Consider the following 3,265-nt stretch of genomic DNA (forward strand, 5'->3'; position numbering starts at 1 on the left):
CATCCATAGAAGGCCAACTCTCCGATCTCTTCGAGCCTGGCGGAGAAACGCACTTCGTTTAATACACGGCACCGGTTAAATACGGATGGGTAGATGCTTATAAGTGAATCCGGAAGGATGGCCCGAATCAGTTTTACGCAGTTTTCAAAGGCGGATTTTCCAATATGTCTGACTCTCTCCGGAAACTGGATGGTCTGCAGGACGAGACAGTCTGCGAATGCCTCCTCCCCGATCATTTCCACCGAATCCGGAAGGATGACCCGGTCGATGGCTTCATTGCCTGCAAAGGCCCGTTCGCCGATCACGGTAATTCCATCGGGAACGACGACCCGTTCCTCGCTTCCGCGATACCGAAGCAGCGTGGTCCCACTGATGGAGAAATTCCCCAGGACCTGGGTATGGATTTCCCGGACTATGGACGGAACGCCCGTTTCATCCTGGCCGCTTAAGCCGGTAAGCTCGTATTCACTTCCATCCGCCAGGCGGATGGTATGAAGCGTGGAGCAGTTCTTAAACGCGTCTTTGTGAATGGCCACCCGGTCGCTGGCAAATTCCACCCGTTCCAGATTGATGCAGTTTCGGAAGGCGCGGCTCCCGATTTCTGTAAGACTGGCGGGAAGCCTTACGGAAATGATTCCTTTTTTATCAAAGAAACAGCTTTTCCCGATCGCGGTAATTCCCTCGGCCAGTTCCACGTGTTTTAAATTTGTGAGAAAACGGGTGATGACGCCATCCTGTATCTCCATCATCCGGCAGATATCGGCGGCAATGGCGCGGACAGCCTCGGGAGCGTCGGAACCGGGGGCCATGGCGGCGACTGCATTGGCCATATGATAGGAGGTTCCGTCGGAAAATGCGATATCCAGAAGACCGCTGCATCCGGTAAAACAGTCACAGATATGTTGAATATCAAGCTCCGGAGAGATCAGGATGCGGCGGAGCCTGACATCATTTAAAAATGTCTGAAGGCCCAGAGACTGAACCCCGGGCATATTTACAGTCTCCAGGCTGTCACAGTAAAGAAAGACGCAGTTGCCAAGCGCCTTGACGGAGCCAGGGATCGTGATGGCTGTAAGGCTGTGGCAGCGGTGAAATGCGTAGCTGCCGATGGTGTCCAGCCTGTCCGGCAGCGTGATCTCCGTCAGCTTCCGGCAGCCCTTAAAGGCGTCATCAGAGATGACCGTGACCGTATCAGGAAGAAGAATCTGCTCCAGTGAGGTACAGCCCTTAAACGCCCCTTTTCCGATGGTGTGGACGCCACTGGGAACGGCAACGGAACGGTTCCGTGTCACACATTGTTCCAGAATTCCGTTTTTTATGACCAGGCCGTCATTGTTATTCGGTTCTGAGCCTGTGCTGCTGCTGTTTGGGATATTTGTATCTGTTCCATTCATCTCTGGTCCGCCTCCTCCTCATAGAATATTGCTTTTAATATCTGTTTCATTTCTTCCACATTGCCGCAGTGATAGAGAAGCTGCTTGTATTTTTTCGTTCCGCTCCTCTTCTTCATGCAGTAGGAAGCCAGCTTCTTTATATAAGTCAGCGTGTAGGTCTCATCATAATGGCGGGAGGTCAGTTCCAGCTGGCCCATTAAAAGGCTGTATTTGTCTTCGGTAACACTGCGGCCGGTAAGACGGCTGAAAATGTACGGATCCTGGAGGGCGTAACGGCCGATCATCACTCCGTCTGCGCCGGTGGCCTCCAGCATGTGCTGCGCTTCGCAGTCGGAAAAGATTCCGCCGTTGGCTATGACAGGGATGGATACGGCGGACTTTGCCTGTTCGATCTGATCGTAATACGGAGTGCCGTCATACATCATACTGCGGCTCCTCCCATGGATAGAGACCATGTCAGCGCCGGCTTCCTCACACATCTTCGTGAATTCCGCGGCAATCAGCTCGTCCTGCCGGATGCCGACGCGCGTTTTTACGGTTACCGGCTTTCCGCTTTTTTTACAGCCGCGGATGACAGCGGCCGCCCGTCTGGGATTGGCCAGAAGCGCGCTGCCCTCTCCGCTCTTAAAGATATTCGGTACCGGACATCCCATATTGATATCAATGATATCGAAGCCGGACAGAGCCTCGCTGCAGGCAGCCCGTTCCATCACCGCAGGATCGGAGCCAAGAAGCTGTACGGCCCGGATCCGCTCTTCGCTGGTGGTGTACAAAAGCTTTTCTGTGGCTTTATCTTTATATTTCAGCGCGTTGGCGCTGACCATTTCCGTAAAACAGAGGCCAGCTCCCAGCTCCTGACACAGCATTCGAAAGGGCCAGGAGGTGTAGCCGGCCAGGGGCGCCATCAGCACATTGGAAGGGAGAAGCAGATGGTTTAGCCTTAAAGGATTTGTGTTCATACTAATTACTCCATAGGTGTTGTCAGTTCCTTCTATTTTACCGTAAAAGAGCTGTTACGGCAATGAAAATTAAAACGGTGGATAAAGGAAGGGAGAACTCTGTTCTTCCCCTCTCATTATCCACCGCAGAATTAATCCATGGTGACGAGATCGATGGACGCCGGATTGATGAATATGCGTATGCGCTCCACGGAAACCGTGTCGTAAGAGCCGATCTGCCGGTTCCTTATATCTTCCAGAAGCTGATCCTTACCTGCCATAAAGAGCTCCATATCATCAAGAAGATAATCGAACTCGATTCCTACATACGGGTCATCCGATTCCTTATCCGAGTATCGCAGATAAGGGGCAACCGCTTTTACGTTATAGGTGATCTGAAAACGAATGGTGTTCTCCGGAACGGTCTCATCCGGTAAAATCTCTGTGGAATCAGCCGAGTGTCTGTGAAAATAGTAATTACCGTATATTCTCAGCTTCTGCTCTTCCTGAAGCTGAAAGGAGTAGTCGAGATTCTCAGTTGTCATCTTCACATCGCCAATCATGGTCCTGCCGGAATAGGCGAAAGATGAAAATTCGGAGAAGGAAATTCCGGTGCCGATTCCGGTAATGAATACTCCGCTGCAGAAAACTGCGATCAGCGCTTTATGTAAGTTACGCATCCTGTACCTCCTCTGTAAGTGGAACGGCGGTTTCTTCCGCCTCATAATGATTCGTTTTATTCATGCGAAGCAGGCTTACGCAGAACCAGGTAAATGCACCGCTGCAAAGCACGGTGCCTAACAGAACCAGGGTAATCCCTGTCAGGGGATATCCCTTAAACAGCCACACGATCAGAATGCCGAAACAGAACAGTGATCCCAGCACGAACAGACCGCCAAAAAGGGCCAGAAACATCATAAACAGATTCCAACA

Annotated in this window: 3 protein-coding genes and 1 pseudogene; all 4 read right to left on the bottom strand. The window is 51.5% G+C overall.

Translation table 11 applies throughout. The features are described from left to right. Positions 1 to 1,394, bottom strand: a 1,394-nt coding sequence (locus tag ACLTD4_RS33525) for a leucine-rich repeat domain-containing protein (protein WP_412331963.1), incomplete at its 3' end; no start/stop codon positions are given. Beyond that, a complete protein-coding gene (locus tag ACLTD4_RS33530; RefSeq protein WP_117620695.1) occupies positions 1,391 to 2,353 on the bottom strand; it encodes a tRNA dihydrouridine synthase in 963 nt (320 codons plus the stop codon). The genes ACLTD4_RS33530 and ACLTD4_RS33525, both read right to left, overlap by 4 nt. 131 nt (positions 2,354 to 2,484) lie before the next feature. Beyond that, complete coding sequence (locus ACLTD4_RS33535; RefSeq protein WP_117620696.1) at positions 2,485 to 3,012, bottom strand: hypothetical protein; 528 nt, start codon at positions 3,010 to 3,012, stop codon at positions 2,485 to 2,487. Beyond that, positions 3,005 to 3,265, bottom strand: a pseudogene (locus ACLTD4_RS33540) (hypothetical protein); the annotation flags it as partial. The pseudogene ACLTD4_RS33540 and the gene ACLTD4_RS33535, both read right to left, overlap by 8 nt.

It is taken from the genome of Hungatella sp. (genome assembly GCF_046966825.1).

What these genes read in the sequence shown, in the direction of transcription:
- ACLTD4_RS33530 (WP_117620695.1), bottom strand. Translation starts at nt 2,353, where the DNA reads ATGAACACAAATCCTTTAAGGCTAAACCATCTGCTTCTCCCTTCCAAT.
- ACLTD4_RS33535 (WP_117620696.1), bottom strand. Translation starts at nt 3,012, where the DNA reads ATGCGTAACTTACATAAAGCGCTGATCGCAGTTTTCTGCAGCGGAGTA.